Annotated in this window: 16 protein-coding genes; 5 read left to right on the top strand and 11 right to left on the bottom strand. The window is 63.9% G+C overall.

Going from position 1 to position 25313, the window contains the following annotated elements; all coding sequences use genetic code 11:
- Positions 1 to 22 precede the first annotated feature (22 nt).
- Positions 23 to 1165 carry a nitrogen regulation protein NR(II) gene (gene glnL, locus L0U84_RS05660; RefSeq protein ID WP_233848399.1) on the bottom strand — a complete coding sequence of 381 codons (1143 nt, stop codon included), beginning with the start codon at positions 1163 to 1165 and terminating at the stop codon, positions 23 to 25.
- Positions 1166 to 1353: 188 nt separating this feature from the next.
- Complete coding sequence (glnA, locus tag L0U84_RS05655; RefSeq protein WP_129959336.1) at positions 1354 to 2769, bottom strand: type I glutamate--ammonia ligase; 1416 nt, start codon at positions 2767 to 2769, stop codon at positions 1354 to 1356.
- Between the two features lie 456 nt (positions 2770 to 3225).
- On the opposite strand from glnA, the gene L0U84_RS05650 reads away from it, so the two are divergent.
- The gene (locus L0U84_RS05650; protein ID WP_187638019.1) at positions 3226 to 3690 is read left to right on the top strand and encodes a rhodanese-like domain-containing protein; all 465 of its coding nucleotides are present in this window, start codon (positions 3226 to 3228) and stop codon (positions 3688 to 3690) included.
- A gap of 205 nt (positions 3691 to 3895) precedes the next feature.
- Here L0U84_RS05650 and L0U84_RS05645 read toward each other — a convergent pair whose 3' ends face one another.
- From L0U84_RS05645 to L0U84_RS05625, 5 genes are all read right to left on the bottom strand, one after another.
- Positions 3896 to 6841, bottom strand: a complete 2946-nt coding sequence (locus tag L0U84_RS05645) for a GH92 family glycosyl hydrolase (protein WP_233848398.1) — start codon at positions 6839 to 6841, stop codon at positions 3896 to 3898.
- Positions 6842 to 7316: 475 nt separating this feature from the next.
- Positions 7317 to 8165 carry a competence/damage-inducible protein A gene (locus tag L0U84_RS05640; RefSeq protein ID WP_233848396.1) on the bottom strand — a complete coding sequence of 283 codons (849 nt, stop codon included), beginning with the start codon at positions 8163 to 8165 and terminating at the stop codon, positions 7317 to 7319.
- A gap of 19 nt (positions 8166 to 8184) precedes the next feature.
- Positions 8185 to 9018 carry an EI24 domain-containing protein gene (locus L0U84_RS05635; protein WP_233848395.1) on the bottom strand — a complete coding sequence of 278 codons (834 nt, stop codon included), beginning with the start codon at positions 9016 to 9018 and terminating at the stop codon, positions 8185 to 8187.
- Between the two features lie 208 nt (positions 9019 to 9226).
- Positions 9227 to 10225 carry a sterol desaturase family protein gene (locus L0U84_RS05630; RefSeq protein ID WP_233848394.1) on the bottom strand — a complete coding sequence of 333 codons (999 nt, stop codon included), beginning with the start codon at positions 10223 to 10225 and terminating at the stop codon, positions 9227 to 9229.
- Between the two features lie 100 nt (positions 10226 to 10325).
- The gene (locus L0U84_RS05625; protein ID WP_233848392.1) at positions 10326 to 11345 is read right to left on the bottom strand and encodes a YVTN family beta-propeller repeat protein; all 1020 of its coding nucleotides are present in this window, start codon (positions 11343 to 11345) and stop codon (positions 10326 to 10328) included.
- Between the two features lie 603 nt (positions 11346 to 11948).
- On the opposite strand from L0U84_RS05625, the gene L0U84_RS05620 reads away from it, so the two are divergent.
- Entirely contained in the window at positions 11949 to 14459 is a 2511-nt protein-coding gene (locus tag L0U84_RS05620) for a YadA family autotransporter adhesin (RefSeq protein ID WP_233851951.1), read from the top strand.
- Positions 14460 to 14593: 134 nt separating this feature from the next.
- Here L0U84_RS05620 and hrpA read toward each other — a convergent pair whose 3' ends face one another.
- Entirely contained in the window at positions 14594 to 18985 is a 4392-nt protein-coding gene (hrpA, locus tag L0U84_RS05615; RefSeq protein ID WP_233848390.1) for an ATP-dependent RNA helicase HrpA, read from the bottom strand.
- Between the two features lie 347 nt (positions 18986 to 19332).
- Here hrpA and argA point away from each other — a divergent pair, with 347 nt between their 5' ends.
- The 3 genes from argA to proP all read left to right on the top strand — a co-directional run bounded on the left by argA (position 19333) and on the right by proP (position 23335).
- Positions 19333 to 20721 carry an amino-acid N-acetyltransferase gene (argA, locus tag L0U84_RS05610; protein WP_233848387.1) on the top strand — a complete coding sequence of 463 codons (1389 nt, stop codon included), beginning with the start codon at positions 19333 to 19335 and terminating at the stop codon, positions 20719 to 20721.
- Positions 20722 to 20852: 131 nt separating this feature from the next.
- Positions 20853 to 21125: an oxidative damage protection protein gene (locus L0U84_RS05605; RefSeq protein WP_026228676.1), complete on the top strand. Its 273-nt coding sequence runs from the start codon at positions 20853 to 20855 to the stop codon at positions 21123 to 21125.
- Between the two features lie 740 nt (positions 21126 to 21865).
- On the top strand, positions 21866 to 23335 hold the full coding sequence (proP, locus tag L0U84_RS05600) for a glycine betaine/L-proline transporter ProP (protein ID WP_233848386.1): 1470 nt from the start codon (positions 21866 to 21868) through the stop codon (positions 23333 to 23335).
- A 66-nt stretch (positions 23336 to 23401) separates the two neighbouring features.
- On the opposite strand, the gene L0U84_RS05595 is transcribed toward proP, so the two are convergent.
- The 3 genes from L0U84_RS05595 to L0U84_RS05585 are packed head-to-tail and all read right to left on the bottom strand — an operon-like array spanning position 23402 to position 25283.
- Positions 23402 to 23890: a metallophosphoesterase family protein gene (locus tag L0U84_RS05595; RefSeq protein WP_233848384.1), complete on the bottom strand. Its 489-nt coding sequence runs from the start codon at positions 23888 to 23890 to the stop codon at positions 23402 to 23404.
- An 8-nt stretch (positions 23891 to 23898) separates the two neighbouring features.
- Positions 23899 to 24705 carry a hypothetical protein gene (locus L0U84_RS05590; RefSeq protein WP_233848383.1) on the bottom strand — a complete coding sequence of 269 codons (807 nt, stop codon included), beginning with the start codon at positions 24703 to 24705 and terminating at the stop codon, positions 23899 to 23901.
- A gap of 2 nt (positions 24706 to 24707) precedes the next feature.
- Positions 24708 to 25283 carry a TMEM175 family protein gene (locus tag L0U84_RS05585; RefSeq protein WP_233848382.1) on the bottom strand — a complete coding sequence of 192 codons (576 nt, stop codon included), beginning with the start codon at positions 25281 to 25283 and terminating at the stop codon, positions 24708 to 24710.
- Positions 25284 to 25313 lie beyond the last annotated feature (30 nt).

Below are 25313 nucleotides of genomic sequence, written 5' to 3'. Positions count from 1 at the left end.
GTCTTGAGGTGCTTGGTGGAATCTAGAGGTCGAGCGGCAGCAGAATCTGAAACTCGGTATGGCCCGGCCGGCTGTCCACCTCGATCAGCCCTTCATGCTGCTGCACGAAGGTCTGCGCGAGCGTGAGACCGAGACCGCTGCCGTCCTCGCGCCCCGACACGAGCGGATAGAAAATGCGGTCGCGAATCTCTTCGGGAATGCCTGGGCCGTTGTCGATGATATGCAAGTCCAATGCCAGCTTGCACAAGCGTTTTGAAATGGTGACCTTGCGCGCGATGCGCGTGCGCAACTCGATGCGCGCATCGCCCTGCGAGATCCGTTCGCGCAGCGCTTCGGCCGCATTGCGCACGATGTTCAGCAGCGCCTGGATCAGCTGCTCCTTGTCGCCGCGCAGGTCCGGCACGCTGACGTCGTAGTCGCGTTCGATCGTCAGACCGCGCGGAAACTCCGCGAGAATCACCTGCCGCACGCGTTCGCACACCTCGTGAATATTCACGTCACCGACGATATGCGGATGCCGGTGCGGTTCGAGCAAGCGGTCGACCAGCGTCTGCAGCCGGTCCGATTCCTTGATGATGACCTGGGTGTACTCGCGCAACTCGTCGCGCTCACGCTCGCCGAGTTCGAACTCGAGCAGCTGCGCGGCGCCGCGAATGCCGCCTAGCGGATTCTTGATTTCGTGCGCGAGATTGCGGATCAGATGCTTATTGACGGCTGTCAGGTCGTTGATGCGCTCTTCGCGGTCGGTGCGCAGATGCCGCTCGTTCTCGAACAGCTCGAGCAACACGTAGTCCTGCGCGCTTTCCAGAAAGCCGACGATCGCATGCACGTGCAGCGGTTCGTGGCCGGGTCGCTCGAGCACGGCGTCCAGATGCGTCGCGTGAAAACGGTGCGCGGCGATCGCGGTGATCGTCGCGACCAGTTCGTCCCCGTTCGAGAAGATGTCGGGCCACGCCATCTGCGTGAGTTGCTTGCGCGACAACTCCAGCATCGACTCCGCCGACGGATTCGCGAACGCGACGCGCAGCGTGCGCTTCTCGAGCACCAGCACGACGGTCGGCAGCGCCTCGAAGCCCGGCAGCAAGCCGGAACCCGCGAGCTGCATGTCGTCCGATAGCGTCTGCTCGTGTCCTTTCCTTGCCTTGATCAGATTCTTGAGAACCATCTTGCAGTCTGGCCGGTAGGAGATGGTGATAAATCAGGAGTGCTGCTTGTTGGTGCTTCGTCGAATTGCATATTTGCCCGCGCGCGGCCGGCCTAACGAAAAAGGGACGGCGCCGCCGTCCCTTCGTGACCGATCGCGAGCGTCGGGCAAAGCGCTTCGCCGGGTGAAGGGCGAAGCGCCATGGCCGCTTACAGCGAGTAGTACATTTCGAATTCGATCGGGTGCACCGACTGACGATAACGCTGCAGTTCCGTCGTCTTCAGTTCGATGTACGCGTCGAGCATCGCATCCGTGAACACGCCACCGCGCGTCAGGAATTCGCGGTCCGCGTCGAGCGAGTCGAGAGCCTGGTCGAGGCCGGCGCACACGGTCGGGATCTTTGCATCCTCTTCCGGCGGCAGGTCGTACAGGTTCTTGTCGGCGGCTTCGCCCGGGTGAATCTTGTTCTGCACGCCGTCCAGACCCGCCATCATCAGCGCGGAGAAGCACAGGTACGGATTCGCCAGCGGATCCGGGAAGCGCGTTTCGATACGGCGGCCCTTCGGGTTCGACACGTGCGGAATACGGATCGATGCCGAACGGTTGCGAGCCGAGTAAGCGAGCTTGACCGGCGCTTCGAAGTGCGGCACGAGACGCTTGTACGAGTTCGTGCCCGGGTTCGTGATCGCGTTCAGCGCACGAGCGTGCTTGATGATGCCGCCGATGTAGAACAGCGCGAATTCCGACAGACCTGCGTAGCCATTGCCCGCGAACAGGTTCTGGCCGTCCTTCCAGATCGACTGGTGAACGTGCATGCCCGAACCGTTATCGCCGACGACCGGCTTCGGCATGAACGTCGCCGTCTTGCCGTACGTGTGCGCGACGTTGTGGATGATGTACTTCATCTGCTGCAGCCAGTCCGCGCGCTGCACCAGCGTCGAGAACTTGGTGCCGATTTCGTTCTGGCCTTGACCTGCCACTTCGTGGTGGTGCACTTCGACCGGAATGCCGATCTGCTCGAGCAGCAGACACATTTCCGAGCGGATGTCCTGGAACGTGTCGACCGGCGCGACGGGGAAGTAGCCGCCCTTGGTGCCCGGACGATGGCCGGTGTTGCCGCCTTCGAATTCCTTCGCCGACGACCACGGTGCTTCTTCCGAGCCGATCTTGATGAAGCAGCCCGACTGGTCCGTGTTCCACTGGACCGAGTCGAAAATGAAGAATTCCGGTTCCGGACCGAAGTAAGCGGTGTCGCCGAGGCCCGAGCTCTTCAGGTACGCTTCGGCGCGCTTCGCGAGCGAGCGCGGATCGCGCTCGTAGCCCTTGCCGTCAGCCGGTTCGACGACGTCGCAGGTCAGCACGAGGGTCGATTCTTCGAAGAACGGGTCGATGAAGGCCGTGTTCGCGTCCGGGACCAGCAACATGTCCGATGCTTCGATGCCCTTCCAGCCGGCAATCGACGAACCGTCAAACGCATGGCCGCTTTCGAACTTGTCTTCATCGAATGCCGACACCGGCACCGAAACGTGTTGCTCCTTGCCGCGCGTGTCGGTGAAACGGAAGTCGACAAACTTGACGTCTTCGTCTTTGACGAGTTGAATGACGTCGGCCACGGATTTACTCATAACCTATCTCCTGATTAACAATTTCGGCGGATTCAGCCGCCGCCCAATCTAGCTGACCCGTCCCGGAACGTCCACCTATACGGCGTCGCAGGGCCGAAAATTCTGCCGGGACCAATCGATCGGCACCAATAAAGCAGATAGTGTGCCACCTCTTGGATCCGGATGTGCCAATCCGGCGCTTTCCCTTACTGTGCTTACGGTTGCGGGCCACGCCCGTAGCGCGAGCACAGTTGCGAGGAAATGAGCCGGGATCCTAACGCACCAATTTCGTGCATTCACCGCTTTGGAAATCACGATCTATTCCATTGTGGTGCATACAGGCCAAAATGCACCATGTTTGCGCATCGAGATTGGGGCGGTGTCCTATGACTGCCCGCAACCGTCCAGTCTACACAGGTCTGCGCGGTGTCTGCCGCGCGCTAGAATGATCATTTGGTCCGGAGGAGATTGACGCTCATGAGCACGCTCGAACAGCTTTACGCTAAGGCGGACGCCCGCCGCACCGAGAATCAACTGCCCTACGCAGGGGCGGTATCGCCGGCCGAGGCGTTCGAACTGCTGGAACTCGATCCGCGCACGCGTCTCGTCGACGTGCGTACCCGAGCCGAACTCGACTGGGTCGGCCGGCCGGTGATCGGTGATGGGCAATACGCGCATGTCGAATGGACGCGCTATCCGGGCGCGGTGCCCAATCAGGAGTTCATGCAGCAACTCGCGCAGGTGGCCTCGCCCGACACGCCGGTGCTGTTCCTGTGCCGTAGCGCCGCGCGCTCGAAGCTCGCCGCGATCGCCGCGACCCAGGCCGGCTTCACGAAGGCGTACGACCTGCTGGAAGGCTTCGAGGGCGACAAGGACGGCCAGGGGCATCGGAAGACGGTGTCGGGATGGTGTTTTCGCGGCTTGCCATGGATCGGCGCGTGATCGCGCGCGGGCCGCACCGCCCCAGCGGGGCAAGCCCGCGTAATGGTACTGAAGCAGGCTGATTGAAACGGGACGCGCCGACCACGCATTGATCGCATCGTCGGCGCGGGTTGTGACACTGCGATGTCGCGGCTCGCGCCAGGCTAACCCTCAGGCGCGGACCGCTTACGTGATCGGGCGCCGCGCGCGCGGCGCCCCATCGTGTTCAGGGCGCGGCCGAAATCCCGAACACGTGCAACTTGCCGGCGCTGACCTGCTTCGGCAGCGTGACGCTCGCCACGAGCTTGCCCGGTGTCAGCGGCACCGTCTGCGCGAACAGATAGGTCTTCACGCCATCGTTGCTGCCGTCGCCGGCATTGCGATAGGTCGTCGTCAACGCGATCGGGTCCACCGGCGCCGCACCGCCGCCATTCAATGTCCAGTCGTCGAACGTAAGCGTGAAAGGCGTGCTCGTGCCGTCCGCATAGGTGATGAGCGCGGCGCCCGAACTCGGGCCGTTGTTGGCCGAACCCAGCAGCACCAGTGAGCGGCCCATCGTGCCGGGCGGCAGCGCGATGGTCTGCCCCACCGCCACCGCGTTATCGAGCGGACCGCCGGACAATACGAAGCTCGCACCACCGAAGCTGAACGGTTTGCCCGGCGCCGCGCCCGCTGTCGTCAAGGCCTGCGACGAGTAGCTGTAGAGCGAGCCGTCGAAGTCCGCACCGAGACCATCGGTATCGGTGCTGCCGTCGCTGCCGATGCCATGGTTGTTGAATGCGTCGGCTACATTCCGCGCTAGCGGCACGCCATACGAAGGCGGCGCGTCCGCCGCGTTGGTCCCCCACTGCGACGGAGACGAACCCATCACGAAGTTCAGCGTGGCGCCATTGGACAGCGCATCGATGTCGAGCCACGAGGCATGATGGGCCGCGCCATTGACGCTCAGGCTCTGCACATACTTCGCGCTGGGCGCACCGGGCGCGTTGATACGCAGCGTCTTGCCATTGCCCAGATGAACCGTGATCGACGCAAACTGCGGACTGCCGATCGCGAGGCCGCCGACACCCGGTATCTCCGGATAAAGGCCCAACGCACCCCACACGTACCATCCCGACACCGCGCCGAGGTCGTCATTGCCGGGCAAACCATTCGGCCCGGTGCCGAAGGCGCTCGCCATGATCTGCTGCACCACGTTCTGCGTGCCCGACGGCGAACCCGCCCAGTTATACAGCCAGGGCACCTCGAAGGTCGGTTCGTTGCCCATATAGAAGTTGGGCAGACTCATCCCCGCATTCAACACGGTGAAGAACGTGTTCAGGCGCGACACCGCCGCCGTGTTGCCGCCCAGTTGCGCAAACAGTCCGACCGGGTTGAACGGCACCATCCACGTGTACTGCTCGGCATTGCCTTCGACGTAGTTGTCGGTACTGCTCTGTGTCTCCGCAATCCAGCTTCCGTCGGAGTTGCGCGCGGCGATCAGCGGCGGCGTCAGCGACGTGTTGAGCAGGTTCTGCCAGTAAGCCGAGCGGCTCAACAGCATCTTCTGGACCGTTGAATTGCCCAGTTGGCCGGCAAACTGCGAAATGGCGAAATCGCTGCTCGCGTATTCGAGCGTCGACGATGCCTGCCCCCATTCGCCGTTCGTGATGTAGCCGAACTGCAGATAACTGGCGCGTCCGCCGTTCGTCGTCACGCCGTTGCACGCGGTTCCAGGAACGTTGGCCATTTTGATCATGTGCTTCAGCGCGCCCGAGGTATCGAAAGCCCGTGCGCCGAATGCATAGGCGCCCGCCACGATCAACGAGCCGGCGTCGCCGGGCATCACGCCATCCTCGACGTTGTCGTTGACCCAATGCGGAATCGCGCCGCACTGATCGGCATCGTTGACGAGCGACTGCGCCATATCGCTGGTTTCCTGTGGAAACAGCGTGGCTTTGAGCGGAATCAGCGATCGATAGATGTCCCAGCCCGAAAAGCTGGTGTACTGCGCCGCGTGACCCGCGCTAACCGTGTGGACCTGCTGGTCGAAGCCGATATATTGGCCGTTGGAATCGCTGAATACGCTCGGCGCCCAAAGCGCGTGGTAGAACGCGGTATAAAACTTCGTCAGCGCAGTGGTGTCCTGACTACTCACCTGAATCGTATTGAGACGCTGATTCCATACCGCATCGGCCAGCGCCTTTACGCCGTCGAAATCCCAGGACGGATTTTCCTTGTCGAGATTACCCTTGGCATTGGCGACGCTGACGTATGAAATACCGATTTTCATCAGCACCTTGTTCGCCTTACCGAAATTCATCACGGCGCGGCCTTGGGTAAAAGAAGATGTCGCGGCAAATGGCTGACTGAATTGCGCATAAAAATACACCGGCACATTCGTCGAATTGCCGCAGAAATGTCCGCCGGTGGTACTGCCTGAAATCGTCCTCGCATCCACCTGCGTGACCGAGCCGGCCACACCCGTTTGCGTGTTCGTGTAGGTCGTATCGAGCACCAGCGTCGACGACTGCTGATTCGGATACGTGAAGCGGCCGAAGCCGGTGCGCAGCGTCGCCGTCAGCTCGACCTTGATCTGATTGTCCAGCAACACCGAATAAGCGCCCGCTACCGCCTTCTCGTTCGCGTGGTTGAACGTTTGCGCGAGCGGCTTTGTTGCATCGAGCGTCGGCATCACAGGAAATTCGCCGTCATTGCCGGAACAGCCCGCGCCACTCATGTGCGTGACACTGAAGCTCTGGATCGAGCCGATGTCGTAGTAGTAACCGGCCGGCGAACCCGGCTCCGCGCTGTTCGACGGAGCCGGCGTGGTGTTCGTATCGGGCGCCCATTGCACCATGCCGTTCGGCAGACCCGCCGCGGGCACCACGCTGCCGGCTTGACCCGCGGGCACCGGATTGGGCGAGTCGCTCGCCAGGGTGCCGATCAATGGATTGACGTATTGAGTCAGGCGCAGACTCGCGTTGCTGGCTGCGGCAGCATGCGCGTTATCGTTTGTTGCATCGGCGACGGCCCCGTTGGAGCCAGCGTTTGCACTGCTCTGCGCCGCGCCGCGAAGCTGGTCCGATGCCACCGCGGCAGAGCCGGCCTGACTGCCCGGACTATCTCCTCCACAACCCGTCAAAGCACCGCTAATAAGCAAAGCGACCGAAAGACGGCGTATATCTATCACGGCTGCCTCCTGAGTATTGTTTAGTCATCCGTTTAGTAACCCGCTTAGTCGTCCCAATTATCGTTCGACAATCGGGTCAATGACTGGAGGCCATGCTATAGGAGCGTTTAGAATTGCGTCAATCAATTATCCATTCCGATTTAAGTTTATTTAAATTTACTAAACAAACTAAAATTCGCGGCGAAATACCCAATTATTGGATTAATTGAGGCAATGGAATAGACCGGGTCTGGCGGCGCCCCCGATTATGCATAACGAGTTTGATTTAGAGAAAACGGGAAATTGACTTGAATGCCGACGATGAGTGGCATCGAGATGCATCCAGAAGAAGCGGCGGTTAGTTGCGCGGATCTGCCGGACCCGCAGTGTGCGCATGTCGCTGTCCGTTGCAGCGGCATACGCGCGCGCGGCGCCCGACACCTGATCTGTGTCGGTCGTACAGAACAGCGGCCCGGTGGACCGCTGCCCCACCCGCTCAGCTGCGCGGCTTACCCGAGGCTGCCGCCGCCGCTGCCGCGGCTTCAGGCTCGACGATATCGCCACCGAGCAGATGCACGCCCTCACGCAGCTTCACGAACGCCGCGGCGACCGCTTCCGGCTCACCCTTCACGCCAAGATCGATGTGATGCCGCGCATACACGCCGCCGCGCTCCGCATCCCCGACGCTCGGCAAGCTGAACACCCGCACACCTGGAAAATCGCGCTCGATTTTCTCCATCAGCGGCGTCACGCGAGACTCCGGCAACTCGAACACCAGCAGCGACTTTTCGGCGTGCGGCGTCGTGTGATGCAGATGTGCGTACTGGGTGTCGAGCACCCACTCGATCATCGGCCAGGCCATCACCGGAAAACCCGGCACGAAATGGTGCTGACGGATCGAAAAGCCCGGAATCTTGTTGTAGCCGTTCGGAATGATGCCGGCGCCCTGCGGGTACGTGCCCATATTCAGGCGATGGCGATTCTCGGGCGAGTTCAGATCGAGCGGCGCCGGCGAGTTCGCCGGATACATGTCGCGGATCCGCTCCTGGATCAGCTTCGCGGCCTCCGGATGCAGCTCGAGCGGCACGCCGAGCGCGGCCGCCGCGCACTGGCGCGTGTGGTCGTCCGGTGTCGCGCCGATGCCGCCCGTAGAGAAAACGATGTCACCCGACGCGAACGTGCGACGCAGCGTCGCCGTGATGCGCTCCGGATCGTCGCCGATATACTCCGCCCAGCCGAGCGACAGTCCGCGCGCGCCGAGCAGCTCGATGACTTTCGGCAGATGCTTGTCGACCCGCCTGCCGGACAGGATTTCATCGCCGATGATGATGACGCCAAATGCCATTGCCGCCTCTTTCGTTTAATCAATAGGGAACCGGCGCGACCTCTCGCGCGCCGCCGGGCGCTTCCGCCCGCATGCGCTGCAGCGCGCGCAGGCAGTAGTTGCCGAACCATAGCGCCGAGAACACGAGGATGAACGCGTAAATCCAGATCGTCACCGTCGTCATCACCGGGAACATCACGATCAGCCATACCGATGACGCCCACAACAGCGTCGGCACCGAACCTAGCAGGCCGCTCACGACGCCGATCAGCAGCAACGGCAACCGGTGGCGCCGCACGAGTTCGCGCCGCTCGTCGCGCGTCGCATGCAACGCGAGCGCGTCGTAGGTCATCACGCGATACGTGAGCCAACCCCACAGCAGCGGCGGAATCAGCGCGAAGAACGGCGGCACGAGCCACAGCGGCAACGTAACGATCAGCAGCACGAGACACAGCAGCGTAGTCCAGAGCGCCTGACCGAGGCTACCGTACCACGTTCCGCCGCGGCGCATCTCCAGCCCGGCGAACTGGCGCGCCGCGAGAAAGCGGATCACGGCCGGCATCGACAGCATGGCGATCAGCAGCAGCACCGTGACGACGATCAGCGGGATCGCCATCGCAATCACGATGAACGGCGCGATGACCGCGTGCAGCGTCGAGAAACCGAGCACGTCGAACAGATGATAAAGCGTGGCGGTGAAAGACCAGTCGTCTAGCCAGGTGCGGGTCGCGCCGGTCAGCGTCTGCCAGAAGAACCACAGGAGTACGCCCCAGCCGACCGTCGCGACGATAAACGGTTTGAAAGTCAGCCAGAGCATGCGCGGATGCAACGCGCTTGCAAGCGCGCGCCCGAACGAGCGCAACAGATCATTCATGCGAGCCAGTGCCTGCGAACGAAACGATGGACGGGAAATCGCGCCGCGCGCCGGCCAGGCATGCTGGGGTACTGGAGTGTGCGCACGAACGTGCACAGCATAAACCAACGGACGCGTCGCCGGCGGAAGTGGCTCACGCGGCAGAGTACGCGCTCGAATGGATCCGGAACGGACTCAGAACGGACTCCGGGCAGGCCCTGAGCGGGAATCAAACGGCAGCGGTGTCGTTGCCGGGTGCGTGGCGCTTCGGCACGAGGCGATGCGCGATTCGCACGAATGCGAACCAGTGCTGCGCCCAGAAGCCATCGCCATAGCGGCGGCCTTCGAGCTGATCGCTGATACCGGTCGGCTCCATGTCACGGCTCCAGGACACGCTGCGAAACAGCATGTCCCACCATGGGAACAGCACGCCGAAATTGCAGCCGTACTTGAGCCCTTCATGTCCGTAGCCAATCGCATGGTGACGGCGGTGGAACGTCGGGCTCACGAGCAGCCGCTCGCCGAGCCAGCCGTAATACAGGCGGATGTTCGCGTGCTGCACGCTTTGCGCGAGGTTCGTGATCGCGACCAGCACGACGAACTGCGACGGCGGCACGCCGATTGCGAGCGCGATCACTGCGAAGAACGACGCCTGCAGCAGATCGTCGAGCAGATGGTTGCGATCGTCGGACCACAGCGACATCTGCCGCTGACTATGGTGTACCGCATGCAGTTCCCACCATACGCCGATGCGGTGCTGCCAGCGGTGATACCAATAGCCGGCGAAATCGAGCACGAGCAGATACATGACGAACGTGACAAGCGGCTGCGTGGTCACGCCCGGCCACAGGTTGTCGAAGTTCAGGTTCGCGATGCCGTGCAGCCGCAGCCAGCCTTGCACGTTGTCGAAGAACGGTTGCAGCGCGAAGAAAAAGAACAGGTTCAGAATGCCGAGCTTGGCGATCCACGTGTACAGCACGTCGACGCGCACGGCCTTGCGGTTCTCCCACTGCTCGACCGGCCGCAGCGCCTCGAGCGGACGCAGGATCGCGTACATCGCGAGCACCTCGAGCACACCGACGATGACCCAGTACAGGCTGTCGTAGGTGTCCTCGTCGTAATCCATCAGATTGAACCGGAACAGCAGCGGCTGCACCACGTCGACGTACAGCCACGTCTGCACGGCTGAAACGAAGCTGTCGAGTGAAGAGAAAATCAGATGGAACATGATGCTGGCCTGTTACTTCATCCCTGATGGTTCGCGGCGCCCTAGCCCTGCTCCGTTGCCCTCAGGCACTCTCGAGCACGCCCGGGCACCCTGAGGCCCCTCAAGCACCGTTCGGCGCCGTGACCGGCGCGCGGTTGAAGAAATAGATGCCGTGCGGCGAGCGGCCCACCGCAATCGTCTGGATCAGCTTGCGCGTGTTGAGATCGATGATGCCGATGTGCTTCGCGAAGCGGAAGGTAACCCACAGATAGCGTTTGTCGGCGGAAAGTTCCATGTCGTCCGGCCCCGGCATCAGGCCGGTGATGTCGCCGACGTTGGTGAGCGTGTCTTCGTCGATGATGCTGATCGTGCTGGCTACGCGGTTCGACACCGCGACATGCTTGCCGTCGGCGAGCGAGCGGAAGTTGTGCGCGCCCTTGCCCGTATGAATCGTCTTGACGACCTTCTGGTTGCGCCAGTCCACGACCGCGACGTAGTCCTCGCCGGTCATGCCGACGAGCAGGTACTTTTCACCCGGCGTCATCCACAGACCCGCGGGCACCTTGCCGACCTTCATCTTCCATTTGACGGTTTGCGTGGGCAGGTCGATCGCGGCGAGTTCGCCCGATATCTGCAGCGTGACGAACACCGTCTTGCTGTCATTCGAGAACGCCATGTGGCTCGGCATTACCGCGAGCGGCAGCCGTGACGCTAGCGCCATCTGGTTCTTCTGGCCGTCGAAGTGATAGATGTCGAGGCGGTCGAGCCGCAGGCCCGTCGTGACGAGCCACTTGCGATCCGGCGAAAAACCGATTTGATAGGGATCTTCGATGTTCTCGACCCAGCGCTGCAACTGGCCCGTTTTCGGATCGACGAACATCAGGCTGTTCGACACCGAATTGGCGACGATCAGCGAGGAATTGTCCGGCGTGGCCATCAGGTGATGCGGTTCCTTGCCCGTGGGCACGGTGCCGATGACCTGGCGGCTGTTCTCGTCGATCAGACTCAGCGTGGCCTCGCCGGAATTGAGCACGATCACGTTATTGGCGTGCGCCGCCGGAGAAAAAAAGCCTGCGGCGGCAGCCAGCACCGCGGTCGCGGCGAACGTGGCGGTCAAGCCGGGAAGAAAAAATTTACGCATGAAAACTCGCTTCGGAGAACAACTGTCATTGTAGAACGTTTGCCGGTCCGAGCGGTTGACGTAAGTCATTCGACGACGACCGAAAAATCACGGGTGCGAAGAAGCGTGGCCGCGTGCGGGAGAGTTCGTCTTCGACGTCCGGTTTCCTGCTCGCGCCGCGCGTTTCCGAGTGAGAAATCAATGTGCCCTCCCTGTCAGTATCAATCATGCACCGGTCACACGTAAAAATCGCACGAATCATTATCGAAAACAATAGGAATACTCCTTTTCCCTTATCAACAAAAATCCCATCCGTATTAATATACTTTTTATCCCAATTGAAATTCGGAATTCGCTGATATCTGAATTGCGCGCAGACAACGGAGAATCCTCCTTACGCGCCCCCCGCCAGACCTTCTCCCGTGAAGGCCAAGCGTACACCGCCGGGCCGACGCGCGCACAACCAACGCTCGACCAACGCACGACCAAATATGGCAAGCCTCACCAATGGTCGGCGTTTTGTATTTTTAATAACCTCAAGGTCACCCAGACAATAACATCCCGTTAATGTCGAATTACGCGCCCCGCGCCGCAAAATACAATAATACGGAGGATTTTTAATTGATAAACAATAATATTTCAATAATTAGCCGCACCACGTCTCAAGTAAAACTTGCGACGACGCAAACCACCTGCCTGCAAACGCGCCGTGCTTGCGCGCGCCAGAAAAGCATCGCCCAGGCGGTTCGAAGTACGGCGGGTATTGCCATAGCCGCAGCGGCCCTATATGTCACGGAAGCGACCGGCGCCGGCGTCGATTCCGTCGAGGTAGGCACCGCCAGCGCGCCTGGCGACGTCGCGGTCGCGATAGGCGCACGGGCCACTGCAAGCGGCATCTCATCGCTGGCGGCCGGCTCGCAGGCGAGCGCGCAAGACGACGGTGCGATTGCGGTAGGGGCGAATGCCACGGCGCAGGGCAACAGCGCCGTCGCGATAGGTCCCTCCTCTTCCGCACAAGGCGAAGGCGCAAGCGCCTTCGGGCCCTATGCGAATGCACAAGCGGAACGCGCGACCGCAGTCGGTCTGAACGCGTCGGCGCTCGGCCTCGACTCGGTCGCAGCGGGCGCGGGTTCGATTGCGGCGAATCCGGCCGCCTCCGCGTTCGGCTCCCAGTCCACGGCAACCAGCGTCGGATCGACCGCGCTCGGCTATGTCGCGCAGGCCGGCGGCACCAACTCGCTCGCCGCCGGAGCATGGGCCTCGGCGCTGGCGGACTCGAGCGTCGCGCTTGGCAGCAATGCCCTCGTCAGCGGCATCGGCGCCACCGCACTCGGCGTAGCCGCGCAGGCGAGCGGCGCCTACGCCAGTGCAGTCGGCTTCGGCGCAACGGCCGCGGGAGCCGGCGCAATCGCGCTCGGCAACAACGCAAACGCGAGCGCCGACAATAGCGTCGCGCTGGGGGCCAATGCCAGCACCACGATGGATCTATCGCAAGGCGCGTTTACGCCCGGGGGAACGGGCGCCACCTCGATCGCGGCCTCCAGTGCGGCAGGCGAAGTCTCGCTCGGCTCGTCGAATAACGAGCGTCGCCTGACCCACGTCGCCGCGGGCGCCGCGCCCACAGACGCGGTCAACGTGAGCCAGTTGAGCGCGATCGACGGCAAAGTCGATGCACTCGCTCAAAGCAGCGCGCTGCATTACTTCAGCGCTGCCGACCCGGCCGACGGCACCAACGACGCGCTCGCCAATGGCGCGCACGCGCTCGCCGCGGGCAGCAGCGCCAGCGCCACGGGTACCAACGCAACCGCATTCGGCACGCGCGCCAGCGCGAGCGCAACCAGCTCGACCGCGATCGGCGCGGGCGCCGTCGCCGGCACGGCCGACGCAACCTCGCTGGGCGCGTCGGCGTCGGCCTACGGCTCCGGGGCGACGGCGCTCGGCGCCAACGCCACGGCGAACGGCGACGGCGCCCTCGCGCTCGGCACCGGTGCCAGCGCAGCCGCCGACTACGCACTTTCGCTCGGCCACGGCTCGAGCGCGCTCGCCGCAAACTCCGTCGCGCTCGGTCAGGGCTCGATCGCCGATCGCGCGGGTGCCGTGTCGGTCGGTTCTGCGGGCAACGAGCGCCAGATCACCTACGTCGCGGCTGGCACCGCCGACACCGACGCGGTCAACGTCGGCCAGCTGAAAGCGGTGAGCGACCAGAGCAGCGCGACCGCAGCGAAGCTCGATGGCGCGCTCATGTACGACACGAAGGCCGACGGCAGCATCAACCGGAACAGCGTTACGCTCGGCGGCGATACCCCCGAGGGCACCGTCATTCACCACGTTGCGGACGGCGTGCTGGCGTCCGACGCGGTCAACCTCGGTCAACTGAACGCGGCGCTCGAGGGCGCGATCAATAACGCCTCGATCGGCTCGGCCGGCGCATTGTTCAGTGCGGCAGGCGATAGCGCGACTGAAAGCGCGCAGGCGTCCGGCACGCACGCAATTGCGGCCGGCGCGAACGCGCAGGCGAGCGGTGCCAACGCCGTCGCCGAGGGCGCGAACGCGCAGGCGGCCGGCACGAACGCCATTGCCGTCGGAGCGAATGCACACGCAAGCGGCGCCAGCGCGGCAAGCATCGGAGCGGATGCCACCGCCAGCGGCAACAACGCCACGGCGGTCGGCACCGCAGCCAGCGCTAGCGCCGACAACTCGGTGGCGTTAGGCCAAGGCTCCGTCGCGGACCGCGCGAGCACAGTATCAGTTGGCGCGGCAGGCCTGGAACGCCAGATCACCAACGTCGCGGCAGGCGTGCGAGGCACCGACGCGGTCAACGTCAATCAGTTGCAGCAAAGCGTGAGCGGCGCGATCAGCGCGGCGAATCGTTATACCGACGACCAGATCCGCTCCGCCCGCCGGGATAGCTACGGAGGAACGGCATCGGCGCTCGCGATGGCGGGCTTGCCGCAAGCGGTCCTGCCGGGACACGGCATGGTCGCCATGGCAGGCGGCACGTACGGCGGTCAGTCTGCGCTAGCAATCAGCGTGTCGCAGTTGTCGGACACGGGCAAATGGATCTACAAGGTCCAAGGCAGCACCGACTCGCGCGGACAGCTCGGCGCATCGATCGGTGCGGGGATGCATTGGTGAAATCAGTTCGGGCGATCGTGTCGGACAGAGGCCAACCGCGACGGCGCGCAGTGGACGCTCGGTGTGCACCGCGCGCATCGGGGCGCCGGCCCGCCCGCCGGCTGCTCCAGCGTCCGCGAGCGAGCGCCTTCACGTTACCGCTGCATCGATTCCCACACCTTGTGCAGGCGCTTCACCGAAACCGGCATCGGGGTGCGCAACTCCTGCGCAAACAGCGAGATGCGCAACTCCTCGAGCAGCCAGCGGAATTCCGCAAGCCGCGGATCCAACACGCCGCCGCGCTGCGACACGGCGCGCTGATAGTGCTGCAGCAGCGGCTGGAGTTCGGCGAACTGCCGCGCGTCGCGGGAGGCGTCCGCGCGCAGCTTGTCGATACGCAGCGCCATCCCCTTCAGATAACGCGGGAAATGCGCGAGTTGGGCGTACGGCGTATCGACGACAAAACGCTTGCCGATCAGTGCGTCGAGCTGGTTCTGCAGATCGGCGTACGCGGCCGCGAACGGTTTCGCCTGCAGGAGCTTCTTCGTCAGGCTCGCGTATTCGCCGAGAATCTGGCCGACCAGCCGCGAGATTTCCTGCGCGAGCAACGTAAGACGGCTGCGCCCTTCGTCACGTCGGGTATGGAAGCTCGCATCGTCGTCGGGCAGGGAGTCCTGCAGACACGCCCGGTCGAGCGCCGTGTCGATCAGCTGGTCGCGCAGTTCTTCCTGCGTGCCGCGCGGCATGAACTGCATGGCCATTTCCCGCAGACCCGGCAAATTCTTCTCCAGATACTTGATCGGCTCTTTCAACTGCAGCGCGAAAAGCCGACGCAAGCCCGCCCGATGAATCCGCGCAGCTTCTTCCGGCGAATCGAACACCTCGACGTCGCAATGGGTGCCGCGATCCACGAGCGCCGGGTAGCCAAACAGCGTCTGACCGCCTCGGCGAATTTCGAGCAACTCGGGCAGCTTGCCGAAATTCCACGTGGTCAGGTTTTCATACAGCGCGGTGGCCGGTGCGCCATCCGGCGTCGCGGGCTGCGGCGCGATCGCGCCCTTGCCGCGCGCCGCGCCGCTCGCGGCCAGATCTGGGGACCGTGCAGGTGTCGCGACACCGCCGCCGCCCGCATCGGCCAAGGCGGCCCCCGCCGCGCCCGAAACGAGCTTCTGGAAATGCTGCTGCGCCTGACCGCCGAGTTCGGCGCGCAGTTGCGACAGATTGCGCCCCATCGCAAGCTGTCGCCCATGTTCGTCGATGACCTTGAAGTTCATGAACAGGTGCGCGGGCAGCGTCTCGAGCTTGAAGTCGGACTGCTTCATCGCAACCTGAGTCTGCTCGCGCACGTCGGCGATCAGCGCCTCGAGCAAGCCCCCTGCACCGAAGCGCTGCGCGCTGTGGCGTTCCGCGAAACCCGCCGCGTACTCGGGAAGCGGCACGCAATGCCGACGCAGCTTCTGCGGCAGCGATTTCAGCAGCAGCTGCGCCTTTTCCTTCAGCATGCCGGGCACGAGCCACTCACAGCGGCGCGCGTCGACCTGGTTCAGCGCAAAAAGCGGCACCGCGAGCGTCACGCCGTCGCGCGGAGTGCCCGGCTCGAAGTGATAAGTCAGCGCCATCTCGATGCCCGCCATCGTCAGCCGCTTCGGGAACAGATCGGTCGTGACACCGGCCGCTTCGTGCCGCATCAAATCGTCGCGCGACAGGTACAACAGCCGCAGCTTGTCCTCCGCCTGGCCGCTGTTTTTGACCTCGTCGCGATACCAGCGCTCGAACGAGGCGCCGGTATGGATGCCATCCGGCAACGCCTGATCGTAGAACCCGTAGATCAACTCGTCGTCGACCAGCACGTCCTGGCGGCGCGACTTGTGCTCGAGCTGTTCGATGTCGGCGAGCAGCTTGCGGTTGTGCGCGAAAAACGCAAGCTTCGTGTCGAACTCACCTTCGACGAGCGCGCCGCGAATGAACAGCTCGCGCGCCCGCGCGGGGTCCTGCTTACCGAACGCGACGCGCCGCCGGTGATAAATCGGCAGGCCGTACAACATCGCGCGCTCGAACGCGGATACCTGCGCCGCGCGCTTTTCCCAATGTGGCTCGGACAGAGACTTCTTCAGCAGATGCGCGCCTACCTTCTCGACCCACTCCGGCTCGATTTTCGCGATACAGCGCGCGTACAGCCGGCTCGTTTCGACGAGCTCGGCGGCCATCACCCACTTGCCCGCTTTTTTCACGAGCGCCGAACCGGGCCACAAATAGAACTTGATGCCGCGCGCGCCGAGATAGTACGGCTCATCGTCCGCTTTCAGACCGATGTTGCCGAGCAGACCGGTCAGCAGCGCAAGATGGATCTGCTCGAACGTCGCCTCCGCTTCGTTCAGCCGCCAGCCGTGCTCGCGCACCACCGTCAGCAGTTGCGAATGGACGTCGCGCCATTCGCGCAATCGCAGCTGCGACAGGAAGTTCTTTCGGCACTCGTCCTGCAACTGCCGGTTCGATTTCTTGTGCGCGATCGCTTCGTCGAACCAGTTCCAGATCTTCAGCCACTGCAGAAATTCGGAGCGCTCATCGGCGAAACGGCGATGCGCCTGGTCGGCCTGCTCCTGCGCTTCGATCGGGCGATCGCGCGGGTCCTGCACGGACAGTGCGCTCGCGATGATCAGCACTTCCTTCAGCGCCTGCTGGTCACGCGCGGCGAGGATCATGCGGCCGACGCGCGGATCCAGCGGCAGTCGCGCGAGTTCGCGGCCGAGCGGCGTCAAGTGGTTGTCGTCGTCGACGGCGCCGAGTTCGTTCAACAACTGGTAGCCGTCGGAAATCGCACGGCCCGGTGGCGGTTCGATAAACGGGAACGTTTCGATCGCCGTCAGATGCAACGACTTCATGCGCAGAATCACCGCAGCGAGCGACGAGCGCAGAATTTCCGGATCGGTGAAGCGCACGCGGCCCTGGAAGTCGCCTTCCTCGTACAAGCGAATGCAGATGCCATCGGCAACCCGGCCGCAACGCCCCGCGCGTTGGTTCGCGGCGGCTTGAGAAATCGACTCGACCTGCAGCTGCTCCACTTTGTTGCGATACGAGTAACGCTTCACGCGTGCGAGGCCGGTGTCGACCACATAGCGGATACCGGGTACCGTCAGCGAAGTTTCGGCAACGTTGGTGGCGAGCACGATGCGGCGCGCGTTCGACGCGCGGAACACACGCTCCTGCTCGGCGGCCGAGAGCCGCGCGAACAGCGGCAGAATCTCCGTATGCGGCGGGTGGTGTTTGCGCAGCGCCTCGGCAGCGTCGCGAATCTCACGCTCGCCGGGCAGGAACACCAACACGTCGCCGGGGCCTTCGCGGCACAGTTCGTCGACCGCGTCGACGATCGCCTCCATCAGATCGCGATCGGTCTCACGCTGCGTCTTCGGTCGCTCGCGGCCAGACGACGTTGCACCCGAAGTCCCTTGCGCCGCTTTGATCGCCGGGCTGTCCTCGACCACCGGACGGTAACGCACCTCGACCGGATAAAGTCGCCCGCTCACTTCGATCACCGGGGCGGGCTTGTCGTCGCTGCCGAAGTGCCGCGCGAAACGGTCGGCGTCGATCGTCGCCGAGGTCACGATCAGCTTCAGGTCGGGGCGCTTCGGAAGAATCTCCTTCAGATAGCCGAGCAGAAAATCGATGTTCAGGCTGCGCTCGTGCGCTTCATCGATGATCAGCGTGTCGTAGGCTTTCAGCAGCGGATCGGTCTGCGTTTCGGCAAGCAGAATGCCGTCGGTCATCAGCTTGACCGATGCGCCCGGCGCGAGGTTGTCGTTGAAGCGCACCTTGTAGCCGACCACTTCGCCGAACGGCGTGCCGAGTTCCTCGGCGATACGGCGCCCGGTCGCCGACGCGGCGATCCGGCGCGGCTGCGTATGGCCAATCAGACCCTTGCCGCCGGCGCCAAGACCTCGGCCGAGTGTGAGGCAGATTTTTGGCAGCTGCGTAGTCTTGCCCGAGCCGGTTTCGCCCGACACGATCACGACCTGATTTTCCGCGATCGCCCGCGCGATCTCGTCGCGGCGACCGGAGACAGGAAGCGCTTCAGGAAACGTGATCGGCGGAATCGGATTCGGCTCGACGACCCGCGCAGGCCGCGGTTCGCGCGGCGCGCGAGGTTCCTTGCGCGGCTCGCCCGATCTCTTGTCGCGCGATCGTTGGTCGCCCGATTGCGCGTCACCCGATTGCGCATCGCGCGAACCATCACGTTGCTCGCCGCGGCCAGAAGCGCGCTGCTCGTTACGTGGCCCGCGATCTTCCTGTCGATTGCGAGGCGCGCGACGCTGTTCCACACGAGGCGCCCCCGAGCGCGCGTCGCGGAATTCACTACGCTGCTCGCTTTGCCGCGCATCACCCCGCTCGTCGCGAGCCTGGCGTCCATCCTCACCGCGAGGCGCAGCCGAAGGCGTATGGCGGCGCTCGCCCGGCGACGCATTCCGCTGCTCGCTTTGGGGTTCACTGCCCTGCTGCTCACGGGCCGCGTTATGAATCGCAGTGCGGAATTGGCCAAGCTGCTCGCTCAACGAAGCGCCACGTTGCTCGCTACGAGCCCCGCCTTCCCGCTTTGCACCAGACACTTCCCCCGCTTCATCGTGAGATTCGCCGCGCCGTTCGTCACGTGCCGCACCTCGCGCGCGAGCGGTCTCTTCGCGACCTTCTCGACTTACATCGCCCCCTTCCGGCGGCACTTTTCGCGCAGACGCGCCCTCCCCCCGACGCGCGTCACGCGCCTGATCGGATCTCGCATCCTGCGCTGGGCGGCGCATCGTTTCGCCGGGGTTGGCCGGCTCGCCGGCCGACACCGGTTTCTCGTTCGCCCCAGCGGGACTTTTGGGTACATTCGACATGGGGGCGCATTATAATCCCCGGCATGAATTCCCAAACCGACCTCGTCCCCGCGCCCGCGAGCGTTCCGGCCCCCGCCGACTCGCCGGAAACCCTCGCCCAGCACGCGCAATTCGTCGACTGGATGCGTTCAGTCGCCCCGTATATCCACGCGTTCCGAAACAAGACGTTCGTCGTCGGTTTCGGCGGCGAAGTGGTGCATCAGGGGCTGCTGAATGCGCTGGTGTCGGACATCGCGCTGCTGCAGGCAATGGGCATCCAGATCGTGCTGGTGCATGGCTCGCGCCCGCAGGTCGAGGAGCAGATGAGCCTGCACGGTGTCGAATCGGAGTTTTCGCACGGCATGCGCATCACGGACGCCCGCGCGCTCGAGTCCGCGAAGGAAGCGGCCGGCGAAGTGCGTCTCGACATCGAGGCCGCAATCAGCCAGGGTCTGCCGAACACGCCGATGGCGCACGCGCACATCAGCGTCGTGTCGGGCAACTTCGTGACGGCGCGCCCGGTCGGCATTCTCGACGGCGTTGACTTCCAGCATACGGGCCTCGTGCGCAAGATCGACGCGGATTCGATCCGCCACTCGCTTGCGAGCCGCAAGCTCGTGCTGCTGTCGCCGCTCGGCTTCTCGCCCACCGGTGAAGCATTCAATCTGTCGATGGAAGACGTGGCCTCGGCCGCGGCGATCGCGCTGCGTGCCGACAAGATCGTGTTCCTGACCGAAACGCCGGGCCTGATGGAAGCCGGCGAAAGCGGCACCGAGCTGATCCGCGAACTGTCGCTCGACGACGCCTACAAGCTGCACGAAAGCGGCGAAGTCACCGGCGACGCCGCGTTCTACCTCAAGCATTCGATCCGTTCCTGCCGCGGCGGTGTGCCGCGCGCGCACATCATTCCGTACGCGCTCGACGGCAGCCTGCTGCTCGAATTGTTCCTGCACGACGGCGTCGGCACGATGATCTCGTACGAGAACCTCGAGAGCCTGCGCGAAGCGACGCCGGACGACGTCGGCGGCATTCTCGCGCTGATCGAACCGCTCGAAACGGACGGCACACTGGTGCGGCGCGGCCGTCACCAGATCGAACGCGACATCGACCACTTCTCGGTGATCGAGCACGACGGCGTGCTGTTCGGCTGCGCGGCGCTGTATCCATATTCGCAGGAACGCATCGGCGAAATGGCGTGCCTGACGGTCGCGCCTGAAGCGCAAGGCACCGGCGACGGCGAGCGTCTGCTCAAGCGCATCGAGCAGCGCGCGCGGGCACGTGGCCTCACTCGCATTTTCGTGCTCACCACGCGTACCGAACACTGGTTCCTGAAGCGCGGCTTCGTCAAGGCGACGGTCGACGACCTGCCCGAAGACCGCCGCCGACTCTATAACTGGCAGCGCAAGTCGCTCGTGCTGATGAAACAGCTTTGAGTAACCCGTTGATCGCCCCCATCTGATCAGAACAGGCGTCTGCCCGCCCCACATCGATACAGTAATCATTTTTCATGGGACCGGAGTAAGTGCCAAAGCACCTACCCCGGTCGACACAGGAGAAGCACAGCATGACTCGTATGGTTCAATGCGCGAAGCTCGGCAAGGAAGCCGAAGGCCTCGATTTCCCGCCGCTGCCGGGCGAACTCGGCAAGCGGATCTACGAAAGTATTTCCAAGGAAGCCTGGCAGGCGTGGTTGAAGCAGCAGACCATGCTGATCAACGAAAACCGCCTGAACATGGCCGATCCGCGCGCACGTCAGTATCTGATGAAGCAGACCGAAAAATTCTTCTTCGGCGAAGGCGCGGATACCGCATCGGGCTACGTGCCGCCGTCGGCCTGAGCGTGCGTCGTCGAGGCCGACACGACACAACGCGTCGCCCGTGCCGAACGAACATACGCCCAGGAATCCGCGCCGCGAGCGCGGATTTTTTTCGCCCCGACATAGGCCGCGTATCGCGCCCACCGTTCGCGTCGTCTTCGCCTCGAACATTGCCCCGAAAATGTTCTAAGCGGTCCGTTTTCCAATCTGGTCAGACCCCGCCAAATCCCCCGCCCCGTAATGGATTGAGCCGCATCGGCGGCCTCACTTCGCCCCGCAGGTTTGCACGATCCTCTGTCATCGTGCTAACATGTGCCTCGTTTCAGCAGCAATTCACCTTCATTCGCGTTCTTTTCAAGTTGGCTCGGCGTGCATTTTCCGCGCGTGCGTCATCCTGAATCGAGCTGTTTTTAAACAAGAAGGCTCGTCGGTCGTTTCCCCGCCTAAAGCGGATAAATTCAAGACCGGCCTTTTTCGTTTCAAGCCTTCAGTGGCGCATGGGTCAGCTTCCTGCCAACCCGGCGTCCTTCATGCATCTGCCCCCCTTCCACGGCCACGCAGGTGCAACAGTCAGCACGATCTAGACGAGTGTTTTTTCGCGAACTTATCGCGAGGCACGGGCGTTTGCATTTTTTCGCCAACTGTTCCGCCGCCGGCTAACCGGTGCCGCGGATACCCTCGCCTTGCTCACGAAATTGCACTTCCCAGCAACCGTGGCGGAACGCATCACGAGTTTCGTCGCAGTCATTGGAGTTTCAACCTTGACCGCTTCCAGCAACGGCTTCTGGCGACATCACAAACAGGAACAACGCCTTTCCCTCGACGACATCACCGTCGTCGATCACTCCCTCCTGAAACGGGCCGTCGGCGCAATGGCGCTCGGCAACGCGATGGAATGGTTCGATTTCGGCGTGTACAGTTACATCGCGGTCACGCTCGGCAAGGTGTTCTTCCCTTCGTCGAGTCCGTCGGCGCAGCTCATTGCAACCTTCGGCACGTTCGCCGCGGCGTTTCTCGTGCGGCCGATCGGCGGCATGGTGTTCGGGCCGCTCGGTGACCGTATCGGCCGTCAGCGCGTGCTGGCGATGACCATGATCATGATGGCCGCGGGCACCTTCGCGATCGGCCTGATCCCCAACTACGCGACGATCGGCATTCTCGCGCCGGCACTGTTGCTGCTCGCGCGTCTCGTGCAAGGTTTCTCGACCGGCGGCGAGTATGGCGGCGCCGCCACCTTCATCGCCGAATTCTCCACTGACAAGCGCCGCGGTTTCATGGGCAGCTTCCTCGAGTTCGGTACGCTGATCGGCTACGTGCTCGGCGCGGGCACGGTCGCGCTGCTGACGGCGACGCTGTCGAACGACGCTCTGCTGTCCTGGGGCTGGCGCGTGCCGTTCCTGATCGCCGGTCCGCTCGGCCTGGTGGGTCTCTACATCCGCATGAAGCTCGAGGAAACGCCCGCGTTCAAGAAGCAGGCCGAAGAGCGTGAAGCCGAGGACCGCGCGGTGCCGAAGCAGTCGTTCCGTCAGCTGCTCGCGCAGCAATGGAAGCCGCTCTTGCTGTGCATCGGCCTCGTGCTGATTTTCAACGTGACCGACTACATGGCGCTGTCGTATCTGCCGAGCTATCTGTCGGCGACGCTGCACTTCAACGAAACGCACGGCCTGTTCCTCGTGCTGCTCGTGATGATCCTGATGATGCCGATGACGCTCGCCGCCGGCCGTCTGTCCGACGCGATCGGCCGCAAGCCGGTGATGCTGCTCGGCTGCGTCGGTCTGTTCGCGCTGTCGATTCCGGCGCTGCTGCTGATCCGCATGGGCACGGTGCTGCCGGTGTTCGGCGGCCTGATGATTCTCGGCGTGCTGCTGTCGTGCTTCACCGGTGTGATGCCGTCGGCACTGCCGGCGCTGTTTCCCACCAAGATCCGCTACGGCGCGCTCGCGATCGGCTTCAATATCTCGGTGTCGCTGTTCGGCGGTACGACGCCGCTCGTGACCGCATGGCTCGTCGAGCGGACCGGCAATCTGATGATGCCCGCGTACTACCTGATGGGCGCATCCCTGATCGGCATCGTGTCGGTGCTCGCGCTGCGCGAAACCGCGCGCAAGCCGCTGCTCGGCTCGGGTCCGTGCGTCGCGACCCGCGCCGAAGCGCACGCGGTGCTGCGCGGCGAGCGCGAGGCCGAGGAGATGGATGAACGGTTCGCGGCCGCTGCGACCGCGCGTGCCTGATCCGCGCGGTCATCGAGCCAAGCGTAGTTTCTGAAGCGGGCCGGCGATATTCGCCGGCCCGCTTTTTTACGTCAGCAGCGAATCGAACGTCGCGCTAACCCGCTCGCCTTCGACGATCAGCTTGCCCGCGCAGACCGGCAGCTTGAAGCGGCGCGGCCCCGCACTGCCCGGATTGACGTACAGCACGCCGTCGCGCTCGGCGATCGACGGCTTGTGCGAGTGGCCGCTCACGACGACGCGAATGCCTTCGTGCTGCGGCACGCAGCCGAGCTCGGCGATATCGTGCACGACGAGGATCGTCACCTGCTGGATCGTCAGCCGCGCATGCGTCGGAATAGACGCGGCCCAGTCGCCGGTATCGTTGTTGCCGCGCACGGCGGTGAGCGGCGCGATCCGCGCGAGCGCGTCGAGCACGTCCGGGTTGCAGATATCACCCGCGTGAATGATCGCGTCGCAGCCGTCGAGATAGCGCAACGCTTCGGGACGCACGAGGTTGTGCGTATCGGAGATGAGCCCGATGCGGGCAGCGCTCGAAGGTGCGCGATGTGCATCCATCTTAGTTCTCACTCAGCCTGCGGCTGCGCCAACTCTCGCGCCGCCGCCCGAGCGCCGCGCTGCCCAGCCAGCATGCGCCGCGTCAAACCCTGCACGACGACCGACACGAGCGCCGCGCACACAAAGCCCGTCGCCACACCGTACTGCGGCAACAGCGTCGCCGTCACCGCGAAGAACGCCGCGAACGAGCCGCGCCCGACCACCATGCCGCGCATCAGCAGCGCGACGAAGTCCGCGCCATGCGCACGCTGCGCCGACACCGCGAGCACGATGCCGAGCAGCGGAAACACCGACAGCACGCCACTCCACGCCGCGCCCATCGATGCCGACGCCGTCGTTACCGCGAGCGTCAGCACGGCGCCCGCGAGCATCCGCACGAGCAGATCCGCGCGCCCGACGCGCGCCGCCGGCACATGACCCGTCGCGCGCGGCAAGCTGCTCTGCGACACCGCGACGGCCACGCCCGCCGCCGCCACCGCCCACCCAAGCGAGCCGGGCATCCGCACGATCAGCAGCGCAGCGCCGAGCCAGCCGGCCATCCCCGCGACCAGTGCGAGCGGCCAGTCGAAGCGTCGGCAGGTCCACCCATAAGCAAGATTGAACGCCTCGGACGCGGCGATCGCCGCCACCGACGCCGCCGACGCCTGCGCCGCGAACGCCGGCCCGCGCTCGAATGCGAGCAGCAGCACGATCGGTCCGGCGACGACCGGCAGCCCCGCGAGCCATCCCGCGACCGAGGGTCCCCACACGCGCGCGGCCGCCGTCAGCGCGGCGAGAAAGGCCGGCACCAGCACGAGCTTCAGTGCGAGCAGCATGCTCAAGCCTCCAGCACGTGTTCGATGCGCCGGTCCGGCACGAACCACCACGCGGCAGCGAGCGCGTACAGCGCGGCCGACGCCCATGGCATCACGAACGCGAGCCCGATGCCGCTCAGGTAAATGACGACGGAGACCTTGCCCTTGAAGTCGTTGCCGAGCGCCTTGGCCAGTGCCGAGTCGCCACCGTGCTGAGCAATCAGCGCGCGCGTCAGGATGAAATACGCGATCGCCGACATGAACAGCACGATGCCGTACATCGCGGTCGGCCACGCGGCCAGATGGTTTTCGCCGACCCAGTGCGTGACGGCCGGCAACAGCGACAGCCAGAACAGCAGATGCAGGTTCGCCCACAGCACCTTGCCGTTGACCTTCTGCACCGCATGAAACATGTGATGGTGATTGTTCCAGTAGATGCCGACGTAGACGAAGCTCAGCACATACGCGCAGAACACCGGCACGACCGGACGCAGCGCGGCAAGGTCGTGACCTTCGGGCACCTTCAGTTCGAGCACCATGATCGTGATGATGATGGCGATGACGCCATCGCTGAAGGCTTCGACGCGACTCTTGCCCATGCTGCGATGTCCCGAGAATGAATGCGGTGG

The organism is Paraburkholderia sp. HD33-4 (assembly GCF_021390635.1).
Lineage (GTDB): Bacteria > Pseudomonadota > Gammaproteobacteria > Burkholderiales > Burkholderiaceae > Paraburkholderia.
Note: the sequence above shows the minus strand (reverse complement) of the source record. Positions and strands in the feature narration are given on the sequence as shown.

What these genes read in the sequence shown, in the direction of transcription:
- L0U84_RS05635 (WP_233848395.1), bottom strand. Translation starts at nt 9,018, where the DNA reads ATGAATGATCTGTTGCGCTCGTTCGGGCGCGCGCTTGCAAGCGCGTTG.
- L0U84_RS05630 (WP_233848394.1), bottom strand. Translation starts at nt 10,225, where the DNA reads ATGTTCCATCTGATTTTCTCTTCACTCGACAGCTTCGTTTCAGCCGTG.
- L0U84_RS05625 (WP_233848392.1), bottom strand. Translation starts at nt 11,345, where the DNA reads ATGCGTAAATTTTTTCTTCCCGGCTTGACCGCCACGTTCGCCGCGACC.
- L0U84_RS05585 (WP_233848382.1), bottom strand. Translation starts at nt 25,283, where the DNA reads ATGGGCAAGAGTCGCGTCGAAGCCTTCAGCGATGGCGTCATCGCCATC.
- L0U84_RS05640 (WP_233848396.1), bottom strand. Translation starts at nt 8,165, where the DNA reads ATGGCATTTGGCGTCATCATCATCGGCGATGAAATCCTGTCCGGCAGG.
- L0U84_RS05650 (WP_187638019.1), top strand. Translation starts at nt 3,226, where the DNA reads ATGAGCACGCTCGAACAGCTTTACGCTAAGGCGGACGCCCGCCGCACC.
- L0U84_RS05595 (WP_233848384.1), bottom strand. Translation starts at nt 23,890, where the DNA reads ATGGATGCACATCGCGCACCTTCGAGCGCTGCCCGCATCGGGCTCATC.
- L0U84_RS05605 (WP_026228676.1), top strand. Translation starts at nt 20,853, where the DNA reads ATGACTCGTATGGTTCAATGCGCGAAGCTCGGCAAGGAAGCCGAAGGC.
- argA (WP_233848387.1), top strand. Translation starts at nt 19,333, where the DNA reads ATGAATTCCCAAACCGACCTCGTCCCCGCGCCCGCGAGCGTTCCGGCC.
- glnL (WP_233848399.1), bottom strand. Translation starts at nt 1,165, where the DNA reads ATGGTTCTCAAGAATCTGATCAAGGCAAGGAAAGGACACGAGCAGACG.
- L0U84_RS05590 (WP_233848383.1), bottom strand. Translation starts at nt 24,705, where the DNA reads ATGCTGCTCGCACTGAAGCTCGTGCTGGTGCCGGCCTTTCTCGCCGCG.
- glnA (WP_129959336.1), bottom strand. Translation starts at nt 2,769, where the DNA reads ATGAGTAAATCCGTGGCCGACGTCATTCAACTCGTCAAAGACGAAGAC.